Raw genomic sequence first — 19,795 nt, 5'->3', positions numbered from 1 at the left:
GTCAGCTAATTTAAGGGGATCGAGCAGTTTATGACTGATCTGGCTTTATCAATTTCGCCAATAAATATTGAAGACGAACTAAAGAACTCCTATCTGGATTACGCCATGAGCGTTATCGTCGGGCGGGCATTGCCAGACGTACGCGACGGCCTCAAGCCGGTGCATCGCCGCGTACTCTTTGCGATGAACGAGCTGAAAAACGATTGGAATAAACCCTATAAGAAGTCGGCACGTGTTGTCGGTGACGTGATAGGTAAGTATCACCCTCATGGTGATAGCGCCGTATACGACACCATAGTGCGGATGGCACAGCCTTTCTCACTGCGTTACACCTTGGTGGATGGCCAAGGTAACTTCGGTTCCATCGACGGCGATGCCGCGGCGGCCATGCGTTATACCGAAATTCGTATGGAAAAGCTGGCGCATCAACTGCTGGCTGACCTTGAGAAAGAAACCGTCGATTATGTCCCCAACTACGACGGCACAGAAATGATCCCGGCCGTGTTGCCGACCCGGATCCCCAACCTGCTGGTCAACGGCTCCTCCGGTATCGCCGTGGGTATGGCCACCAATATTCCGCCGCACAACCTGACCGAAGTGGTTAAAGGCTGTTTGGCACTTATCGAAGAACCTGAGCTGTCTATCGAACAGCTGATGGATTATATCCCGGGTCCGGATTTCCCGACTGCTGCCATTATCAATGGCAAGAAAGGCATAGAGGAAGCGTACCGTACCGGCCGCGGCAAGGCGATTATGCGCGCCCGTGCCGAGGTGGAAACCGAAGACAATGGCCGCGAGCGGATCATTGTTACCGAGATCCCATACCAGGTGAACAAGGCTCGTCTGATTGAAAAGATTGCCGAGCTGGTAAAAGACAAGAAAATTGAAGGCATCAGCGGCCTGCGCGATGAGTCTGATAAAGACGGTATGCGTATTGTCGTTGAGGTCAAGCGCGGCGAAGTGGCCGAGGTGGTGCTCAACAACCTCTATGCCCAGACCCAGATGCAAACCTCTTTTGGTATCAACATGGTGGCCCTGACCAATGGTCAGCCCAAGTTGTTTAACCTTAAGGAGATGCTGGAAGCCTTTATTCTGCACCGCCGTGAAGTGGTAACTCGCAGAACCGTGTTTGAACTGCGTAAGGCCCGCGAACGCGCTCATATCCTGGAAGCCCTGGCTATCGCCCTGGCCAACATCGACCCTGTGATTGCGCTGATCAAGGCCTCGCCAACACCGGCCGAAGCCAAGGTAAAACTGGTGGAAACCGGTTGGCAGCTCGGCAACGTGCAGGGCATGTTGGAAAAAGCCGGTGATGACGCAGCCCGTCCTGAGTGGCTGGAGCCGGAGTTTGGTATTCGCGATGGTCTCTACTATCTGACAGAGCAGCAAGCCCAGGCTATCCTCGAGCTGCGTCTGCACCGTCTGACCGGTCTTGAGCATGAGAAGATCCTCCAGGAATATGAAGAGCTGCTGGAGCTGATCGCCGGATTACTGCATATCCTCAGAAGCCCGGAGCGTCTGATGGAAGTGATCAAAGAAGAGCTGGAAGAAGTGCTCGAGCAGTATGGCGACGAGCGCCGCACCGAGATCAACGCTTCTGCCGTGGATATCAGCCTCGAAGATCTGATCTGCGAAGAAGATGTGGTAGTAACCCTGTCGCATTTGGGCTATGCCAAGTATCAGCCGCTGAGTGATTACCAGGCGCAGCGCCGCGGTGGTAAGGGCAAGGCCGCCACCAAGGTCAAAGACGAAGACTTCGTTGAGAAGCTATTGGTTGCCAATACCCACGACACCATTTTGTGCTTCTCCGACTTTGGCAAACTTTACTGGCTCAAGGTCTATCAGTTGCCGCTGGCCAGTCGTCAGTCGCGCGGTAAGCCTATCGTTAACCTGCTGCCATTGTCTGAGGGCGAGCACATTACGGCGATTCTGCCGGTTCGTGAATACGAAGCCGACAAGTATGTCATCATGGCCACTTCCCACGGTACCGTGAAGAAGACATCGCTTATCGAGTACAGTCGCCCCAGAGCCAACGGCATTATCGCCGTTAACCTGAAAGACGGTGATCAGTTGATTGGCGTTGACCTGACCGACGGCAGCAATGAAATCATGCTGTTCTCCAACGAAGGTAAGGTTGTACGCTTCAGCGAAGATCAGGTGCGCGCCATGGGCCGTACCGCTACCGGTGTTCGCGGTATCAAACTCGAAGACGGTCAGGAAGTGGTTTCACTGATAGTGCCAAAAGAAGATGGCGCCATTCTGACTGTGACAGAGAACGGTTTTGGTAAGCGTACCGAGCTGAGTGAATACCCAACCAAGAGCCGCGCTACCAAGGGCGTGGTTTCCATCAAGGTCAGTGAGCGTAACGGCGCCGTAGTCGGTGCAGTTCAGGTCGGCGACAATGATGAGATCATGCTGATCAGCGACAAGGGCACACTGGTGAGAACCCCAGCGGCCGGTGTTTCCATCATAGGCCGTAATACCCAGGGCGTGACCATTATCCGCACTGCCGGTGACGAGGCCGTGGTGGGTTTACAGCGTATCGATGAAATCCAGTCTGATGAAGACGAAGTGGAATTCGATGAAAACGGCGAACCCATAGTGGCCGAAGCTGCAGCCGAGGATACTGAAGGCCAAGCGCCCGAAGCACCTGAAGCCGAGCAGGAATAACAGCATCAAGCATATCTGAGCGTCCATCTGGACGCTCTTTTTTTCAAGGAGAACAATGAAGTGAGCACGATTTATAATTTCTGTGCCGGACCAGCCATGTTGCCGGCCGCGGTAATGCAAAAAGCCCAGCAGGAATTACTGGACTGGCAGGGACACGGTGTCTCCGTTATGGAGATCAGTCACCGCAGTCAGGCCTTTATCGATCTCACCAAGGCTGCCGAATCCAGATTGCGCTCACTGATGAATATTCCCGAAGATTACCATGTACTGTTTATGCATGGCGGTGGTCGCGGTCAGTTCTCGGCTGTCGTGAATAATTTTTTGGGCAATAACGGCAGAGCCCTGTATTTGGAGAGTGGTCAGTGGTCAAAGTCGGCCACGGCAGAGGCCAGAAAGCTGGCCGGAGATGACAGGATTGATAGCCAGAGCATTGTTGAAAAGGTCAATGGATTCAACAAAGTAACCTTACCTAAGCTGGAAGGTGATAGTGGTAAGTATCGCTATGTGCACTATTGCCCCAACGAGACGGTAGATGGTATCGAAATTTTTGAAGAGTTGAAGTCTCCCTGGCCAATAGTCGCGGATATGTCATCCACTATCATGTCCCGTGAAATCGATGTCAGTCGCTACGGACTCATTTATGCCGGGGCACAGAAAAATATTGGTCCTTCAGGTTTGGCCATAGTGATAGTGCGTAAAGAGATGCTGGCTTTGCCGGCCATGCCACAGTCGTCCATCATGGATTATCGCTTGGCGGCCGAAAACGATTCTATGTTTAACACTCCTCCTACTTTTGCCTGGTATCTGGCGGCCGAAGTGTTTGAGTGGCTGCACCGGGTGGGCGGTATCGAGGCGATGGCAGAGCTTAACAAGGCCAAGGCCGAACTGCTTTACGCCTGTATCGATGAACTGGACTTTTACCGCAATGGGGTGGCGGCGCAAAACCGCTCGCGGATGAATGTAACTTTCCAATTGGCCGATGAGTCGCTCAATGGTGAGTTCCTGAAAGAGGCGGAGGCCGCAGGTTTGGTGGCTCTTAAAGGGCACAGAATTGTCGGCGGGATGCGCGCCAGTATCTATAACGCCATGCCTTTGGCCGGCGTTGAGGCCCTGGTTGCCTTTATGCAGGCGTTTGCGGCCAAGCACAGCAGCTGAACCCCGGCGAAAATCGCTTTATTGCAACAAGTTCCATAAAAAAGCGAATGCCTCGGCATTCGCTTTTTTCATCTAACTCTCCAATTTTAACCTTGCAACACCTTGGCGATAGACTTGGCAAGGTAATCGACATTGCTATCGCTTATCCCGGCGATACTGATCCGGCTTGAATCCACCATATAGATACCGAACTCCTGCTTAAGTTGTTCAACCTGCTCTGGCGACACCCCAAGGAAGGAGAACATCCCTTTTTGGCGGGCGATAAAGCTGAAGTCCTGCTCGACGCCTATCGCCTTTAAACGCTCAACCAGGATGGCACGGTTACCGTTTATCCTGTCACGCATCACCTTGAGTTCATCCAGCCACTGTTGTTTGAGCTGATTGTCGCCGAGAATGGTTTCCACCAACGCGGCTCCATGTGCCGGCGGCATGGAGTAGAGGCAACGCACCACGTAAAGCAGTACCGACAAGGCTACATCGGCGGCAGCACTGCTGTTGGCTATGATGCTGCAGGCGCCGATACGTTCGCGATAAAGGCCAAAATTCTTTGAGCAGGAGGAGCAGAGCAACATGTCTTCCACGGCGGCCGCCATCTTGCGAACGCCGTAGGCATCTTCCTCGACACCGTCACCAAAGCCCTGGTAAGCCATATCGATTAGCGGGGTAAAGCCGCGTTTGACGGCGACTTGTACCACTCGGTCCCACTGCTCAGTGCTGAGGTCCTGGCCCGATGGGTTGTGACAACAGGCATGCAGCAGCACAACATCGTTTTCACCAAGGGTGTTGAGTTTGGCGAGCATTTCATCAAACTTCAGCGCCTTGGTGGCGTAGTCATAGTAAGGGTAACGCTCAACCTTGAGACCGGCCGCCTCAAAAAGTCCGGTGTGATTGGCCCAGGTCGGATCGCTGACCCAAACGGTTGCGCCTGGGCGACAACGTTTAATAAAGTCGGCTGCGACCCGCAGCGCGCCTGTACCGCCGGGAGTGGATACGCTGCGAATGCGTCCGGCGCTCAGGGTAGGGTGCTGCTCACCGAATGCCAGCTCGGCAATGAGCCGATTGAAATCACTGCTACCGGCAGGGCCGATATACACCTTGGTGGTTTCCGTGGCGGTGCGGCGCTGCTCGGCGGTTTTAACGCAGTCGAGGATGGGGGTATTTCCCAAGATGTCTTTATAGACACCAACGCCCAAATCAATTTTTTCACCGCGAGGGTCGTCGCGATATTGGCTGAGCAGCCCAAGAATGGGATCGGCTGGCATCGCCTTGAGTGTGCTGAACATAGGGTTCCCTGGATTGAATACTTGTTGAAGAGGATTAGCATAACGGCATTTAGGCTATTTGTTAACGGCTGGCGAGGCTGCAGCAAGCGATAGTCAGAGTGGTGCAACTGGCAAGCTGGGCTTCCAGGGTGTAAAGCTCAGTTGCAGGAAAGGAGAGTCGCATCTGTGAGTCACGTCTTCGAAAGTCAATCGGACAGCAAAGAGCTTATTTAGCGCTGCTTGAATAATTTTCCGCTGAAATCGGCTTTTTTCAGCAAAAAACGGTTGAATCCCTGTGGCGCTCAGGTAACTTTAATGCCACGAACACTTAATTCAGGCCTATCAGCACTCGCTGTATCTAATCTTTTGTCTTGATTTACCGGTTTTATCCCATAATCGGTGACAAGGTCTTTTAACCCGCTTTGGCGGTACGTGGCGTGACGCTGCAACTCCGTCGAACACAGATGCAAGAATCCAAAAAAGATGAAGCAATTGCGACTGGATCCCATAAGTAGAATGCATGGGGAGGTCAACATCCCCGGCTCCAAGAGTATCTCCAACCGGGCGCTGCTATTGGCAACCCTGGCCAAGGGCACCACAGAACTGACCAATCTGCTCGACTCAGATGATATTCGCCACATGTTGGCAGCGCTCAAACAGCTCGGCGTGCAATTTGAGCTTTCCGAAGACAAGAGCCGCTGCAGCGTGCAGGGCCTTGGCGGCGCTATCAACAGCAACAAGCTGCAAGAGCTGTTTCTCGGTAATGCCGGCACCGCGATGCGGCCATTGTGCGCCGCGCTGACCCTGGGGAACGGTGAGTTTGTTCTCACGGGTGAACCCAGAATGGAGGAGCGGCCGATAGGAGATTTGGTCGACAGCCTCAAGGCTTTGGGCGCGGATATTCAATATCTGAAGGATCCCGGCTTCCCGCCATTAAAAATCAAGGCAACGGGCCTCAGTGGCGGGGATGTGGAAATTGCCGGTAATCTCTCCAGCCAGTTTCTTACCGCGCTCCTGATGGTTGCGCCGCTGGCCGGTGCCGCTGTCAATATCAAGGTCAAGGGTGAACTGGTTTCCAAGCCCTATATTGATATTACTTTGGCTTTGATGGCGCAATTTGGTGTCAAGGTTATCAACCACGACTATCAGCGTTTTGAGATCCCATCCGGTCAAAGCTATCTGTCACCGGGCAAGGTAATGGTGGAAGGCGATGCTTCATCGGCGTCTTATTTCCTGGCCGCAGGCGCCATAGCCGGCGGCGAAGTGAAAGTCACCGGAGTTGGCCGTCTCAGCATTCAGGGGGATGTCAAGTTTGCCGATGCGCTGGCGGCCATGGGCGCCGAGATTGAATGGGGAGATGACTTTATTATTGCCAGGGGTAGCCAGCTCAAGGGCATAGATATGGACATGAACCATATACCCGACGCAGCAATGACCATAGCCACAGCTGCGGTATTTGCCAAAGGGCCGACCCGCCTCAGTAATATCTACAACTGGCGTATCAAGGAGACAGATCGTCTCAGCGCCATGGCGACAGAACTGCGTAAAATTGGTGCCGAGGTGGAGGAGGGTGAGGATTATATTCTGGTTAATCCACCGCTTGCGCCCAAGCATGCCGCCATCGATACCTATAACGACCACCGCATGGCCATGTGTTTTTCGCTGCTGGCATTTGCCGATTGCGGCGTCACCATCAATGACCCGGATTGCACCTCAAAAACCTTCCCGGATTACTTCCAACGCTTTGCGGCCTTGGCCTGTTAAGCGGCTGAATTTCGGGCTGTTGACAGCAGCGGCCCGAAATTGACCTTGAATTCAGCATACGGAAAGCATGCAGTTGATATATAATATTGGCCGCTCATTTTCGGTGAACTCATACTGTGTCCTCATGGAAGATGACAATTACTGCGGAGGAATTTATGTCTGAACGGGCGCCTGTTGTCACAATTGACGGCCCAAGCGGTGCGGGAAAAGGCACTATAAGTCAGTTGCTTGCCAACAAACTTGGATGGAAACTGCTCGATAGCGGTGCCATATATCGAGTGCTGGCACTGGCCGCTATTCATCACGATGTGGAACTGGATAACGAAGAGGCCATCACCCTGTTGGCCGCGCACCTGGATGTACAGTTTCTGGCGGGAGCCGGAAATGAAGCCATAAAAGTGGTGCTGGAAGGCGAAGATGTCAGCCATGCCATTCGTACTCAGGAATGTTCTGACGCAGCCTCGAGAGTGGCGGCGTTTCCCCGGGTGAGAGAAGCCTTGCTCAGAAGGCAGCGTGCTTTCAGAGTTGCCCCTGGCCTTATAGCCGATGGCCGGGATATGGGAACCGTTGTTTTCCCGCATGCACCGGCAAAATTGTTTTTGACAGCCTCGGCTGAAGAAAGGGCCCAGCGGCGCTATAATCAGTTGCAGGACAAGGGCTTCGATGTTAATATCGAGCGTCTTTTAACCGAGATCCAGGAAAGAGATCACCGGGATATGAATCGCGCAGTTGCGCCTTTGGTGCCCGCAGAAGATGCCCTGGTGATAGACACTACAGGACTCGGGATTGAAACTGTGCTGGAGCTGGCGCTCAAGCACATAGTTGACAAGTTATCTGACGTCAGTCTTTGAGACTGGCGAGATAGGCATTCGCCACAGGGAAGAGGCGAGTTATTTTACTGACTCCACGTTCAGGATAGATACGTGGTTTATTACTTAAAGTTAATTAACATGACTGAATCTTTTGCTGATCTGTTTGAACAATCCCTTCAACAACTGGAATTCCGCCCAGGTTCTATCGTTCGTGGTACTGTAGTTGCCATCGAAAACGGTATGGTACTGGTTGACGCCGGTCTGAAATCTGAGAGCCCAATCCCAGCTGAGCAATTCAAAAACGCTCAAGGTGAACTGGAAATCGCCGTTGGCGACCAAGTTGACGTTGCGCTGGATAGCGTTGAAGACGGTTTCGGTGAGACTCAACTGTCTCGCGAGAAGGCCAAGCGCCACGAAGCCTGGATCGTTCTGGAAAAAGCTTACGAAGATGCTGAAACTGTAATCGGTGTCATCAATGGCAAGGTTAAAGGCGGTTTCACCGTTGAGCTGAACGGTATCCGTGCGTTCCTGCCTGGTTCTCTGGTTGACGTTCGCCCAGTACGCGATACTGCTCACCTGGAAAACAAAGAACTGGAATTCAAAGTTATCAAGCTGGACCAGAAGCGCAACAACGTTGTTGTTTCTCGTCGTGCTGTTATCGAATCTGAAAGCAGCGCTGAGCGTGATGCTCTGCTGGAAAACCTGCAAGAAGGTCAAGCAGTTAAAGGTATCGTTAAGAACCTGACCGACTACGGTGCATTCGTAGATCTGGGCGGTGTTGACGGCCTGCTGCACATCACCGACATGGCTTGGAAGCGTGTTAAGCACCCATCTGAGATCGTGAATGTTGGTGACGAAATCAACGTCAAAGTACTGAAGTACGATCGCGAGCGCACTCGTGTATCTCTGGGTCTGAAGCAACTGGGTGAAGACCCATGGCTGGAAATCAGCAAGCGCTACCCAGAAAACACTCGTCTGACTGGTCGCGTAACCAACCTGACTGACTACGGCTGCTTCGTTGAAATCGAAGAAGGCGTTGAAGGTCTGGTACACGTTTCTGAAATGGATTGGACCAACAAGAACATCCACCCATCCAAGGTTGTTAACCTGGGTGACGAAGTTGAAGTTCTGGTTCTGGACATCGATGAAGAGCGTCGTCGTATTTCTCTGGGTCTCAAGCAGTGCAAGACCAACCCATGGGAAGACTTCGCTAACCGTTATGCCAAGGGCGACAAAGTTACCGGTAAGATCAAGTCTATCACTGACTTCGGTATCTTCATCGGTCTGGACGGCGGTATCGACGGTCTGGTTCACCTGTCTGACATCTCTTGGAACGGTAGCGGCGAAGACGCTGTTGGCGAGTACAAGAAAGGCGACGAAATCACTGCAGTGGTTCTGTCTGTTGATCCAGAGCGTGAGCGTATCAGCCTGGGTGTTAAGCAGACTGAAGACGATCCATTCAACGCTTACCTGGCCGACAAGAAGAAAGGTACTATCGTAGTTGGTACTGTTACTGCTGTTGACGCCAAAGGTGTTACTGTTGAGCTGGCTGACACTGTTGAAGGTTACATCCGTGTATCTGACATCAGCCGTGACCGTGTTGAAGATGCATCAAGCGTCTACAATGTAGGTGACAGCGTTGAAGCCAAGTTCATGGGCGTAGATCGCAAGAACCGTGCAATCAGCCTGTCTGTACGTGCTAAAGACGAAGCTGAAGAAAAAGAAGTGATGGCTAACCTGAACAAGCAGGACGACGCTATCATGACTAATGCAATGGCTGAAGCGTTTAAGGCAGCTCGTAAGTAAGTGCCTGTAGTACAGGGGGCTAGCCCCCTGTTAGGTGACTGTGTTTGGCTTGATAATAGGGGTAGCTAGGATGACTAAATCCGAACTGATCGAAAAACTCGCCACTGGGCAGTCGCAACTGTCGGCGAAAGAAGTAGAAGGCGCCATCAAAGAGATGTTGGAGCAAATGGCGAAGACATTGGAAAGCGGTGATCGCATAGAGATCCGTGGCTTTGGCAGCTTTTCACTTCACTATCGTGCACCTCGCACTGGTCGTAATCCCAAGACGGGAACATCAGTCGAGTTGGATGGCAAGTACGTCCCGCACTTTAAGCCAGGCAAAGAACTGCGCGAACGCGTTGACGCTTATAACCGTTAATCGCTGTTGTATTAAAAGCCTCCGAAAGGGGGCTTTTTTATGTCTGGATCTTGGCTAAAGCTGGTCAGCTCAGTCAAATTACTGGATAATCAGAACATTGAAACGCGTTTATGGAGTGCAACGTGAAGTCATTTGTCGCAACCGTACTAGTGGCAATGCTGTTTGTAGTGGCACTGGTATTTGGCTCCCGCAATGAGCAGCTGGTCACCATCAGTTATTTTGTGGCACAGGGAGAGTTCCGCTTGCCTGTAGTGTTGGCCGTGGTATTTCTGGCGGGGTTTATCCTAAGTTGGATCATCGCCTTCTACTACATCATGAAGCTGAAACTGTCATTGCGTAATGCCCGCAAGAAGATCCAGACCTTAACTCAGCAGCAGGGGCAAGACGCCTAGTATGCTCGAACTTCTCTTTCTGTTGCTGCCTATTGCTGCGGCTTACGGTTGGTACATGGGCCGCCGCAGTTTGAGGCAGAAACAGAATTCAGCACAAAAGAAACTGAGCCGTGACTACTTCACCGGGCTCAATTTTCTGCTCTCCAATGAGTCAGACAAGGCGGTCGATCTCTTTATCAGCATGTTGGATGTCGATGATGAAACCATAGATACTCATCTGTCGCTGGGTTCCTTGTTTCGCAAGCGTGGTGAGGTAGACAGATCCATTCGTATTCACCAAAACCTGATAGCAAGGCCCAATCTCGCCACAGAGCAAAGAGACATGGCGATGATGGAACTGGGCAAGGACTATATGGCCGCCGGGTTCTACGATAGAGCCGAGGAGATATTCCTTAATCTCGTCAGTCAGGACGATCACAGCGAAGAAGCTGAAACCCAACTGATCTCCATTTACCAAATCACCAAAGAGTGGCAGAAAGCAATTGATATCACCAAGCGCTTGCCACGTAAACGCCAGCAGGGTCTGAAACCCGTTATCGCTCATTTCTATTGTCAACTAGCCGAGGAAGCTGACGACGAAGCGGGAAAACTCAAGGGCTTTCAAGCGGCACTCAAGCAAGATTCTCAATGTGGCCGCGCCTTGTTGTCACTGGCCAAGACCTACCTGGATGCCGGGCAATTGCCTCAGGCCAAGCAGATGCTCAACCAACTGATTGACGCCGATGCCGAGCTTTTTGCCGATGCACTCGCTTGTGCCCGCCAGCTCTATCAAGAGCTCAATGATATCGACGGTTATCGCGAGCTATTGGCTCACGCGATAGATAAGGGCGCCGGTGCCTCGGTTGTGGTGGCATTGGCGCAACGCATGATTGAAGACGGCAACATCAAAGGCGCCGAAGACATGGTGATGGAAGCTCTCTATCGCCACCCCACCATGCGGGGGTTCCAGCACCTGATGCAGATGCATATCAAGCAGGCTGAGCAGGGGCAGGCGCGAGATAGCCTGGCGATGCTGGAAAAGCTGGTAGAACAACAAATAAGATTCCGTCCAAGTTACCGCTGTCGGGAGTGTGGTTTCCCGGCACACACCCTATATTGGCACTGCCCATCCTGCAAGTGCTGGGGCAGTATCAAGCGGGTGCGCGGCTTGGACGGTGAATAACCCTCAGATAACGGAGTAAAAATGACAGAGACACCTATTGTGGTCGCCTTGGACTTTGATAACAAATTCAAAGCATTGCAACTTATTGATAAGTTGGATCCGTCTATGTGCCGCCTTAAGGTAGGCAAAGAGATGTTTACCCTGTTCGGGCCTCAACTGGTGAAAGAGATCCATGACCGAGGGTTTGATCTGTTTCTTGACCTGAAGTTTCACGACATTCCCAACACAGTGGCCAAGGCGGTCACTGCTGCCGCCGAAATGGGCGTCTGGATGGTGAATGTCCACGCCAGTGGCGGCCTCGCCATGATGGAAGCCGCCCGCCGAGCATTGCTGCCTTACGGGGATAACGCCCCCTTGCTGATTGCCGTTACTGTGCTGACTTCAATGAGCGACGATGAGCTCAAGCTTATTGGTGTTGAAGGCAGTGCTGAAGATCAGGTTCGCAGGCTGGCGCGCTTGACGCAAAAAGCCGGCCTCGATGGCGTGGTCTGCTCGGCCCGTGAGTCCAGTATGCTCAAGGCTGAACTTGGCGCCGATTTCAAACTGGTGACCCCGGGCATTCGTCCGGCGGGCAGTGATGCCGGCGATCAAAAACGCATCATGACCCCGGCTGAAGCGATGGCGGCGGGCTCGGATTATCTGGTCATAGGCCGACCCATTACTCAAGCGGCCGATCCTTTGGCGACACTGCAGGCGATACATCAATCGCTGGCATAAACTTGTGACATACCGGCGACTCGCAGTATGGACCGGAATAACGAATGATCAGTGGATAGGAGAGAAGCTCAATGTTCGATTATCAGGGTAAGTATGTAGTGGTCGTCGGGGGTACCAGCGGCATTAACCTCTGTATCGCCAAGGCGTTCGCAGTTGCTGGTGCCCATGTGGCGGTTGCCAGCCGTAACCCGGAAAAAGTGGCAGCCGCGGTGGCGTTATTGAATGAAGCCAATCCACAAGGTCAACATCTGGGCCTGAGCTTCGATGTCAGGGATTTGCCGGCACTCGAGCAAGGCTTTGCCGTCTTGGCCCAGAGTTTCCCGCATATCGATGTGCTTGTCAGTGGCGCCGCCGGCAATTTCCCCGCCAGCGCCGCCAAGCTCAGTGCCAACGGTTTTAAATCTGTCATGGATATCGATTTGCTGGGCAGTTTTCAGGTGTTGAAGCAAGCCTATCCCATGCTTAAGCGCCCTGGCGCCAGCATTATTCAAATTTCGGCGCCGCAGGCGTATATTGCCATGCCGATGCAGATCCACGTTTGCGCCGCCAAGGCGGGCGTCGATATGTTGACCCGCACCCTGGCTTTGGAATGGGGGCCAGAGGGTATTCGGATAAACTCCCTGGTACCCGGGCCGATTGCCGGTACCGAAGGGTTCAATCGCCTGGCGCCGTCGGCGCAGTTGCAGCAACAGGTGGCCGAGAGTGTGCCGTTAAAACGCAACGGTGAGGGGGAAGACTTGGCCAATGCTGCACTCTTTATGGCATCGCCAATGGCTTCGTATATTACCGGAACCATATTACCGGTTGACGGCGGTTGGTCGCTTGGCGGTGCCAGTGCGGCCATGAGTCAGCTCGGGGCACTGGCAGCAAAGCAAGAATCAAGTAAGTAGCAAGAGAGAGATTATAAAATGGCAAACGCATTACAGGAACAGTTGCTCAAGGCGGGTCTCGCCAGCAAGCAAAAAGTTCGCGATGTCAAAACCCAAAAGAAACGTAACCGCAAGTCCAATATTGATGACGGCTCTGCTGAGCTGAAGGCGCAGATCGCTCAGCAGAAAAAGCAGCAGGCAGAAAAGGACAAGGCACTCAATGAACAACGCTTTGCCGAGGCCACAGAGAAAGGTCTGGTCCGTGGCCTGGTCACCGAAGTTAAGCAAAATGCGGTGGCGCTGCCGAAAGATGGCGAGATCAAGTTCAACTATACCCTGGAGAACAAGATATACCCCTTGTATATCAATGAAAAACTTCAGAGTCAGTTACTCGGTGGCCGCTTGGGGATAGTGCGAATTGAGCAAAGCAGCTATCTGGTGCCTCATAAACTCGCCGAGCGGGTTAATCTGTTGGTGCCGGCTTGGTGTGGCTATTTGTGGCAGGCCGAGAACAACGCCGCGCAAGTAACGGAAGAAGACGACCCTTACGCAGATTATGTCATTCCGGACGATCTTATGTGGTAAGGCGCTTATACCTACCGATTCGGTATAACGCTTGAAAGCCAAAGGCCTCCATAGGGAGGCCTTTGTTGTTTGTGCAGGTTTACCCGTCAGTCACGATACGTTTCACCATAGAAGCTCGCCAGCAGCAAAGCTTTCAGTTCACCTATCAAGGGATACCTGGGATTGGCGCCTGTACACTGATCATCAAAAGCATCTTCAGCCAGTTCATCGAGCTTATCCAGGAAATCGGCTTCTTTGACACCGGCTTCCTGAATCGAGGCCGGGATCCCCAAAGCCTGCTTCAACTGCTCGATTTTGGCTATCAAACGCTCGACTTTTTCGGCGTCACTCAGCCCAGCGTCTGTCAGCTTAAGGTGATCGGCAATGGCGGCATAGCGGCAGAGCGCCTTGGGTCTGTCATACTGGCTGAAGGCGGCTTGCTTGGTAGGCAGGTCGGTGGCGTTGAAACGGATGACATTGCTTATGAGCAGTGCATTGGCCAAACCGTGGGGCAGATGGAATTCGGCGCCCAATTTATGGGCCATAGAGTGACATATTCCCAAGAAAGCGTTGGCAAAGGCGATACCGGCAATAGTGGCGCCGTTGTGCACTTTTTCGCGGGCAATCGGCGCTGCAGCGCCTTCTTCATAGGCTTTGGGCAGGTGCTCAACCAGAAGACTCAAGGCCTGCAATGCCTGACCGTCACTGTACTCGTTGGCCATCACGCTGACATAGGCTTCCAAGGCATGGGTAATGGCATCGATACCACCAAAGGCTGTCAGGGATTTGGGCATATCCATCACCAGGTTGGGATCCACAATTGCCATGTTGGGGGTCAGCTCATAATCGGCGATGGGATATTTGGCACCTGTCTTCTCATCGGTCACCACGGCAAATGGCGTGACTTCAGAGCCGGTTCCTGAAGTGGTGGGGATAGCCACCATCTTGGCCTTGCGCCCAAGTTTGGGGAACTTGTAGATACGCTTGCGAATGTCCATGAAGCGCAGCGCCAGATCGGCAAAGTCCACCTGAGGATGTTCATACATCACCCAGATGATCTTGGCGGCGTCCATGGGTGAGCCGCCACCAAGGGCTATGATCACATCCGGTTGGAAGCTCTCGGCCACCTTGGTTCCGGCGCGAACCACAGCCAGGGTAGGATCGGCCTCCACTTCATAAAACACCTCGGTATCCAGCCCCAAGCCTTTGAGGATTTTGATGGTTTCATCGCAGTAGCCGTTATTGAACAGAAACTTGTCTGTCACTATCAAGGCGCGGCGTTTGTCGGCCAACTCTTCCAGTGCTATGGGTAGGCTGCCGCGGCGGAAATAGATGGAAGATGGAAGCTTGTGCCACAACATATTCTCGGCCCTCTTGGCGACGGTTTTCTTGTTGATAAGGTGACTCGGACCCACATTCTCCGAAATGGAGTTGCCGCCCCAGGAGCCACAGCCCAGGGTGAGGGAGGGCGCCAGTTTGAAGTTATAGAGATCGCCGATCCCGCCTTGAGATGCCGGGGTGTTGATCAGAATTCGAGCGGTTTTCATTCGCTCACCGAAACGCTTGACCCGCTGCACCTGGGTATCCTGGTCGGTATAGAGCCCAGAGGTATGGCCGATACCACCGAGTTTCACCAAGGCATCGGCCTTATCCAGCGCCTCGTCAAAATCTTTGGCGCGGTACATACCAAGCAGCGGCGAAAGCTTTTCATGGGCAAAGGCTTCGGCTTCGGTTATTTCATCCACCTCACCGATCAGTACCTTGGTCCAGTTCGGTACGCTGAAGCCGGCCATTTCGGCAATGCGCGCGGCACTCTGGCCAACAATGGCGGCGTTGAGGGCGCCGTCTTTGAGAATAACCTGTTTCACCGCAAGGCATTCTTCGTCACTGAGCAGATAGCCGCCGTGATGGGCGAAGCGCTCCCGCACCGCCTGATAGATGCTGTCGAGCACTACCACAGCTTGTTCGGAGGCGCACACCACACCGTTATCAAAGGTTTTTGACATCAGGATAGAGGCCACAGCCCGTTTGATATCCGCGGTTTCATCGATAACCACAGGTGTGTTACCTGCGCCGACACCGATAGCCGGTTTCCCGGAAGAGTAGGCGGCCTTCACCATACCCGGGCCGCCGGTGGCCAGTATGAGATTTATCTTTTCGTGGGTCATCAGATGATTGGATAGTGCGACACTGGGTTCATCTATCCAACCTATGATGTCCTCGGGAGCCCCGGCCTTGATGGCGGCATCCAGTACTATTCGGGCGGCCGCGACTGTTGATGCCTTGGCCCTGGGATGTGGGGAGAACACTATGGCATTACGGGTTTTCAGGCTGATAAGCGCCTTGAAGATAGCGGTGGAGGTAGGGTTGGTTGTCGGTACTATGCCGCAGATGATCCCCACGGGCTCGGCGATAGTGATGGTGCCGAAGGTGTCGTCTTCTTCCAGAATGCCGCAGGTCTTTTCATCCTTGTACTTGTTGTAGATATACTCGGAAGCAAAGTGGTTTTTAATCACTTTGTCCTCCAGTACGCCCATGGAGGTTTCGGCGGCGGCCTGTTTCGCCAGCACAATTCTGGCATCGGCGGCAGCCAGCGCTGCAGCGCGAAATATCTTGTCGACTTGCTGCTGACTGAAGCCGGCGAATTTCGTCTGAGCCTGGCTGACTCTTTCCAGTAGCAGATCCAGTTCCTCGGTATTGGTGACTTTCATAATCAGTTTCCCGTAAAAAAATTTAACAAAGGCCCATCTTGGTTAAACTCTCTCACATGAAATAAAATTACAACCAAACGGCGTTGCTATCTGTGATCTTGGCCACAGGCATGGCGTTTTATGTAATTCAACAACGTTGAATCTCATCCAGGAGCGAAAAACAACTTTGCATTAGTGTCGACTATACTGCAGCTTTGGCTGCACTGATATTACGAAAATTTATTCGAAGTTGTGACCGAGAATAGAAAATCTCATTTCTGGGGTTTGTTAACTTAGGGTAGAGTATGCACCGTCTCAAGCTACTGTTTCCCGGTGAGTTCCCTACACTGGAAGGATACGAAATTGGATTTGACCCTGTACGTTAAATTTTTCCTCGGACTGGTGGCTATCATCAACCCGGTGGGCCTGTTGCCGGTATTTGTCAGCCTCACCAGTCACCAGACTGAGGCTGAGCGTAATCATACTGCCAAAATATCCAACTTTGCCGTGGTGGTGATCCTCCTGGTTACCACAGTGGCGGGTCAGTATATATTGAATATGTTCAGTATTTCGCTGTCGGCATTCCGAATTGCCGGCGGTACACTGATTGCCATCATCGCCATGTCCATGTTGCAGGGAAAGCTGGGCGAGGTGAAACGCAACCAGGAAGAGGACAGGGAAGCCTCGGCGATGGAATCGGTTGCCGTGGTGCCGCTGGCTTTGCCGCTAATGGCCGGCCCGGGGGCTATCAGCTCAGTCATCGTCTTTGCCGCGGAGCATAAAGGCCTGGCCAATCTGCTGGCCATGTCGGTGACTGTGGCCCTGTTTGGTCTGCTCAGCTTTGCATTGTTCAGAATGGCTTCGGTTATCAATAAGCTCCTCGGCAAGACAGGGATCAACGTGATCACCCGTCTGATGGGACTCTTGATGTTATCTATCGGCATAGAGGTGATAGCTGCCGGCTTCAAGGGATTGTTTCCCAACTTACTGGGGTAAAAAATCCACCTGCATAGCAGGTGGCTTTGAACAGCCCCCTAGAAGGGGGCTAAAAGAATCACCCATCCAAACCAAGCTTGCTCTGACCGTTTGATTCCTCTGCCTCTACTTTCTGTTGATACCTTACATATCGACGAATGATCTCTTCGTTTGCTCCCACTGAAAACACTCAAGCTTGGCGGAAGTCTCACCAGTAAGTGAACATGGTCTATCTGGACATTTAGCTCTACTATCCGACACCTCTTCATGCCGCTATAGATATAAATACTCCGACAAACCTCCTGCCCAACTCGGCCCTTCAAGATCCTGTGTCTATACTTTGGCTTCCATACAATGTGATACTGACAGCGATAGAAGACGTGCGATGCACTTTCATATCGGCTCATACTGCTTACTCCTTGATTTGCTGGTAACAAACCGAGTCAGTATGCAGCATGGGCACTCTTCGGGCTGAGCCCCGACTTGACGATCACCACCTCCATAGGAGGTGGTTTTGGGGTGACAATAAAATAAAGCGCCCTCGGGCGCTTTATTGTTAGTTGGTTGCGACGATTTTTCATCAGTAATTCTGGCTCAAGTCTATGATGGCACCGCCTTTGGGGCTGAACAGTTGTTGATGCAGCCTGGCGGCAAACTCATCTGTCATTCCCGAGATATAGTCTGCTATCACTCTGTGGCTGTTTTCCCCCTTGCAGTTGGCCTGTTGCCAGCGTGATTGGGTATTATGGGGCAGGAGCCTCAGAGGATCCGAGGCAAAGGCTTCAAACAGCTCCATCACTATCTGTTGGCCCTTGTACTCCAGCATCTGGATCTCGGGCTTACGCACCACATATTTGAGGACGAACTGTTTCAGCAGCTCCAGCAACTCGGCAAAGGCCGGTTCCAACTTGGCATTGAATCTGAGCAAGGGTTCGGCAAAGTCCGGGTTCTCGTCGATTTTGATGGCGGTTACCAGCGCATTGACCAGGGTCCCTATGGCATCCTTGCGCAAGTGATGTTTGCGGGAAAACAGCTTGAGCTCAATATTCCCGAGCTGGCTTTGGATCCACTCATCTTCAATGGCCTGTAGCGGAGCACGCATATCCTCTTGCCAATTCGCGCCGGTGACTATCCCCATTACTATGGCATCTTCGAGATCGTGCACCGCATAGGCGATATCATCGGCCAGCTCCATAATGGTGCAGTCGAACGACTTGAAGTGAGTGCGTCGGTGCAGCCCTTCCCCCGGGCTGTAATGACTGAGAAAGCTCTGCTTGTCTTTACTGTCCAGCAGCTCAAGTACCCAATCGAGGATAGCTTCATCATCATCGAAAACCCCTTTCACTGGCGGCCATTGGCTCGGCCTTAACTGACGATAGTGACTCAGTTCCGGCTGAGGTCTATCCACTTTCAGTGTGCGTACCGGAGCCGGGTATTTGAGTACACCGAGCAGGGTGCGCCGGGTCAGGTTCATGCCAAAGTGTTCGGTATAGGGTTCGAGCCGGGTAAGGATTCTGAAGGTTTGGCCATTGCCTTCAAAGCCGCCGTGCTCACGCATCATGTAGTTGAGTGCCACCTCGCCGCCATGGCCATAGGGTGGGTGGCCGATATCATGGGCCAGGCACAGGGCTTCGAGCAGGCTCATGGAGTCGAGCAAAAAGGCCATTTCGGGATAGCGCTGTTTCAACTGGGCGGCTATGCCCGTACCTATTTGTGAGACTTCCAGAGAGTGGGTCAGGCGGGTGCGGTAAAAGTCGTTCATGCCCACCCCAAGCACCTGAGTCTTGGCCTGCAAGCGTCGAAAGGCGGCAGAGTGCAGAATTCTGGCTCTGTCTCTCTGATAGGGACTGCGATTATCGTCGCGGCGCTGACTGTTGTTGGGCTCGCGCCTGGCTTGCCAGTGGGCTTGGCTCATAATCTCTCCTGCTAGAGCAGTTGATTGATTTCATCCAGATCCAGGGTGAAACTGGGAATAAAATGCTCGCGAAAATACGTCACTGCCGGGTCTGGGTTGGCATCCAGCATGGTTTCGAGTCGCTTGCGGGCACTGTTGAACTCGTTGTTGCCGGCACGCTTTTCTTCGAGACACTTAAGATAAGCGCACAGAGTATCGGCGGACTTGACCAACTTGCGATGACTGAGCTCGGCGCTATCACTGATAAACAGCGCTCGGTAGTCGTCACGAAACTCTTCGGGCACCATCTCCAGCAGTCTGGCTTCGGCTATGGCTTCAATCTTCTTGTATTCGGCCTCTATCTCGGCATTGAAGTATTTGACCGGGGTAGGCAGATCGCCGGTAAGTATTTCGCCGGCATCGTGAAAGATGGCCAGGGTCGCGGCGCGATCGGGCGAATATTGGCCATTGAACTTACGGTTACTGATGATGGCCAGTGCATGGGCCACCATGGCGACCTGCAATGAGTGTTCCTGCACATTCTCGGTTCGGACGTTATACATCAAAGGCCAACGCTGAATTAACTTCATCCTGGCCAGGTGGGCAAAAAGGTGACTCATACAACTTCCTTTGATAGCTAAGTTTTTTGCTCGTTTCCCTTACTTTACCTCAGTGGTTAAAGGCTGTCAGTGCCGGGCGGGGATA

General features: G+C 52.8%; 16 protein-coding genes and 1 pseudogene. 12 read left to right on the top strand and 5 right to left on the bottom strand.

The genetic code is table 11. The annotated features are described in order from the left end of the window. The first annotated feature begins 30 nt into the window (after nucleotides 1–30). Nucleotides 31–2,670, top strand: coding sequence for a DNA topoisomerase (ATP-hydrolyzing) subunit A (gene gyrA / locus ACF8D4_RS17065; protein WP_044734507.1), 2,640 nt, complete (start codon nucleotides 31–33; stop codon nucleotides 2,668–2,670). A 60-nt stretch (nucleotides 2,671–2,730) separates the two neighbouring features. Then, nucleotides 2,731–3,825: a 3-phosphoserine/phosphohydroxythreonine transaminase gene (gene serC, locus ACF8D4_RS17060; protein WP_096141784.1), complete on the top strand. Its 1,095-nt coding sequence runs from the start codon at nucleotides 2,731–2,733 to the stop codon at nucleotides 3,823–3,825. A gap of 86 nt (nucleotides 3,826–3,911) precedes the next feature. Here the strand turns inward: serC and ACF8D4_RS17055 are convergent, their stop codons facing one another. Next, a complete protein-coding gene (locus ACF8D4_RS17055; RefSeq protein ID WP_025010416.1) occupies nucleotides 3,912–5,108 on the bottom strand; it encodes an amino acid aminotransferase in 1,197 nt (398 codons plus the stop codon). A gap of 462 nt (nucleotides 5,109–5,570) precedes the next feature. On the opposite strand from ACF8D4_RS17055, the gene aroA reads away from it, so the two are divergent. The 9 genes from aroA (at nucleotide 5,571) to ACF8D4_RS17010 (ending at nucleotide 13,552) form a co-directional block, all read left to right on the top strand. Beyond that, nucleotides 5,571–6,851 carry a 3-phosphoshikimate 1-carboxyvinyltransferase gene (gene aroA, locus ACF8D4_RS17050; protein WP_144216193.1) on the top strand — a complete coding sequence of 427 codons (1,281 nt, stop codon included), beginning with the start codon at nucleotides 5,571–5,573 and terminating at the stop codon, nucleotides 6,849–6,851. A gap of 155 nt (nucleotides 6,852–7,006) precedes the next feature. After that, nucleotides 7,007–7,702 (top strand): (d)CMP kinase, encoded by a 696-nt coding sequence (cmk, locus tag ACF8D4_RS17045; RefSeq protein WP_025010415.1) that lies wholly within the window; start codon nucleotides 7,007–7,009, stop codon nucleotides 7,700–7,702. A gap of 99 nt (nucleotides 7,703–7,801) precedes the next feature. Further along, nucleotides 7,802–9,469 carry a 30S ribosomal protein S1 gene (rpsA, locus tag ACF8D4_RS17040; protein WP_025010414.1) on the top strand — a complete coding sequence of 556 codons (1,668 nt, stop codon included), beginning with the start codon at nucleotides 7,802–7,804 and terminating at the stop codon, nucleotides 9,467–9,469. Nucleotides 9,470–9,539: 70 nt separating this feature from the next. Further along, a complete protein-coding gene (gene ihfB, locus ACF8D4_RS17035; protein ID WP_025010413.1) occupies nucleotides 9,540–9,827 on the top strand; it encodes an integration host factor subunit beta in 288 nt (95 codons plus the stop codon). Between the two features lie 122 nt (nucleotides 9,828–9,949). Further along, complete coding sequence (locus tag ACF8D4_RS17030) at nucleotides 9,950–10,219, top strand: LapA family protein (protein WP_025010412.1); 270 nt, start codon at nucleotides 9,950–9,952, stop codon at nucleotides 10,217–10,219. Between the two features lies 1 nt (nucleotide 10,220). Beyond that, entirely contained in the window at nucleotides 10,221–11,381 is a 1,161-nt protein-coding gene (lapB, locus tag ACF8D4_RS17025; RefSeq protein WP_096141781.1) for a lipopolysaccharide assembly protein LapB, read from the top strand. A 21-nt stretch (nucleotides 11,382–11,402) separates the two neighbouring features. Continuing rightward, nucleotides 11,403–12,098, top strand: coding sequence for an orotidine-5'-phosphate decarboxylase (gene pyrF / locus ACF8D4_RS17020; protein WP_025010411.1), 696 nt, complete (start codon nucleotides 11,403–11,405; stop codon nucleotides 12,096–12,098). 71 nt (nucleotides 12,099–12,169) lie between these two features. Then, nucleotides 12,170–12,988: an SDR family oxidoreductase gene (locus ACF8D4_RS17015; protein ID WP_025010410.1), complete on the top strand. Its 819-nt coding sequence runs from the start codon at nucleotides 12,170–12,172 to the stop codon at nucleotides 12,986–12,988. Between the two features lie 18 nt (nucleotides 12,989–13,006). After that, nucleotides 13,007–13,552 (top strand): DUF2058 domain-containing protein, encoded by a 546-nt coding sequence (locus ACF8D4_RS17010; protein WP_025010409.1) that lies wholly within the window; start codon nucleotides 13,007–13,009, stop codon nucleotides 13,550–13,552. Nucleotides 13,553–13,638: 86 nt separating this feature from the next. Here ACF8D4_RS17010 and adhE read toward each other — a convergent pair whose 3' ends face one another. Further along, a complete protein-coding gene (adhE, locus tag ACF8D4_RS17005) occupies nucleotides 13,639–16,242 on the bottom strand; it encodes a bifunctional acetaldehyde-CoA/alcohol dehydrogenase (protein WP_144216199.1) in 2,604 nt (867 codons plus the stop codon). Between the two features lie 342 nt (nucleotides 16,243–16,584). Here adhE and ACF8D4_RS17000 point away from each other — a divergent pair, with 342 nt between their 5' ends. Then, the gene (locus ACF8D4_RS17000) at nucleotides 16,585–17,217 is read left to right on the top strand and encodes a YchE family NAAT transporter (protein ID WP_025010407.1); all 633 of its coding nucleotides are present in this window, start codon (nucleotides 16,585–16,587) and stop codon (nucleotides 17,215–17,217) included. Nucleotides 17,218–17,275: 58 nt separating this feature from the next. Here ACF8D4_RS17000 and tnpA read toward each other — a convergent pair. From tnpA to yfbR, 3 genes and pseudogenes are all read right to left on the bottom strand, one after another. Continuing rightward, nucleotides 17,276–17,603 (bottom strand): annotated as a pseudogene (gene tnpA / locus ACF8D4_RS16995) (IS200/IS605 family transposase). A gap of 173 nt (nucleotides 17,604–17,776) precedes the next feature. Then, nucleotides 17,777–19,111: an anti-phage deoxyguanosine triphosphatase gene (locus tag ACF8D4_RS16990; protein WP_392466116.1), complete on the bottom strand. Its 1,335-nt coding sequence runs from the start codon at nucleotides 19,109–19,111 to the stop codon at nucleotides 17,777–17,779. An 11-nt stretch (nucleotides 19,112–19,122) separates the two neighbouring features. Next, nucleotides 19,123–19,710 carry a 5'-deoxynucleotidase gene (yfbR, locus tag ACF8D4_RS16985; protein WP_144167300.1) on the bottom strand — a complete coding sequence of 196 codons (588 nt, stop codon included), beginning with the start codon at nucleotides 19,708–19,710 and terminating at the stop codon, nucleotides 19,123–19,125. Nucleotides 19,711–19,795: the final 85 nt, after the last annotated feature.

The organism is Shewanella sp. YQ_9, from assembly GCF_043103185.1.
Lineage (GTDB): Bacteria > Pseudomonadota > Gammaproteobacteria > Enterobacterales > Shewanellaceae > Shewanella > Shewanella algae.
Note: the sequence above shows the minus strand (reverse complement) of the source record. Positions and strands in the feature narration are given on the sequence as shown.

Excerpts from the sequence above, each read along its gene's own strand:
- rpsA (WP_025010414.1), top strand. The coding sequence starts at position 7,802 with ATGACTGAATCTTTTGCTGATCTGTTTGAACAATCCCTTCAACAACTG.
- ACF8D4_RS17055 (WP_025010416.1), bottom strand. The coding sequence starts at position 5,108 with ATGTTCAGCACACTCAAGGCGATGCCAGCCGATCCCATTCTTGGGCTG.
- cmk (WP_025010415.1), top strand. The coding sequence starts at position 7,007 with ATGTCTGAACGGGCGCCTGTTGTCACAATTGACGGCCCAAGCGGTGCG.
- pyrF (WP_025010411.1), top strand. The coding sequence starts at position 11,403 with ATGACAGAGACACCTATTGTGGTCGCCTTGGACTTTGATAACAAATTC.
- aroA (WP_144216193.1), top strand. The coding sequence starts at position 5,571 with ATGAAGCAATTGCGACTGGATCCCATAAGTAGAATGCATGGGGAGGTC.
- gyrA (WP_044734507.1), top strand. The coding sequence starts at position 31 with ATGACTGATCTGGCTTTATCAATTTCGCCAATAAATATTGAAGACGAA.
- adhE (WP_144216199.1), bottom strand. The coding sequence starts at position 16,242 with ATGAAAGTCACCAATACCGAGGAACTGGATCTGCTACTGGAAAGAGTC.
- ACF8D4_RS16990 (WP_392466116.1), bottom strand. The coding sequence starts at position 19,111 with ATGAGCCAAGCCCACTGGCAAGCCAGGCGCGAGCCCAACAACAGTCAG.
- ACF8D4_RS17015 (WP_025010410.1), top strand. The coding sequence starts at position 12,170 with ATGTTCGATTATCAGGGTAAGTATGTAGTGGTCGTCGGGGGTACCAGC.
- ACF8D4_RS17010 (WP_025010409.1), top strand. The coding sequence starts at position 13,007 with ATGGCAAACGCATTACAGGAACAGTTGCTCAAGGCGGGTCTCGCCAGC.
- lapB (WP_096141781.1), top strand. The coding sequence starts at position 10,221 with ATGCTCGAACTTCTCTTTCTGTTGCTGCCTATTGCTGCGGCTTACGGT.
- yfbR (WP_144167300.1), bottom strand. The coding sequence starts at position 19,710 with ATGAGTCACCTTTTTGCCCACCTGGCCAGGATGAAGTTAATTCAGCGT.
- ihfB (WP_025010413.1), top strand. The coding sequence starts at position 9,540 with ATGACTAAATCCGAACTGATCGAAAAACTCGCCACTGGGCAGTCGCAA.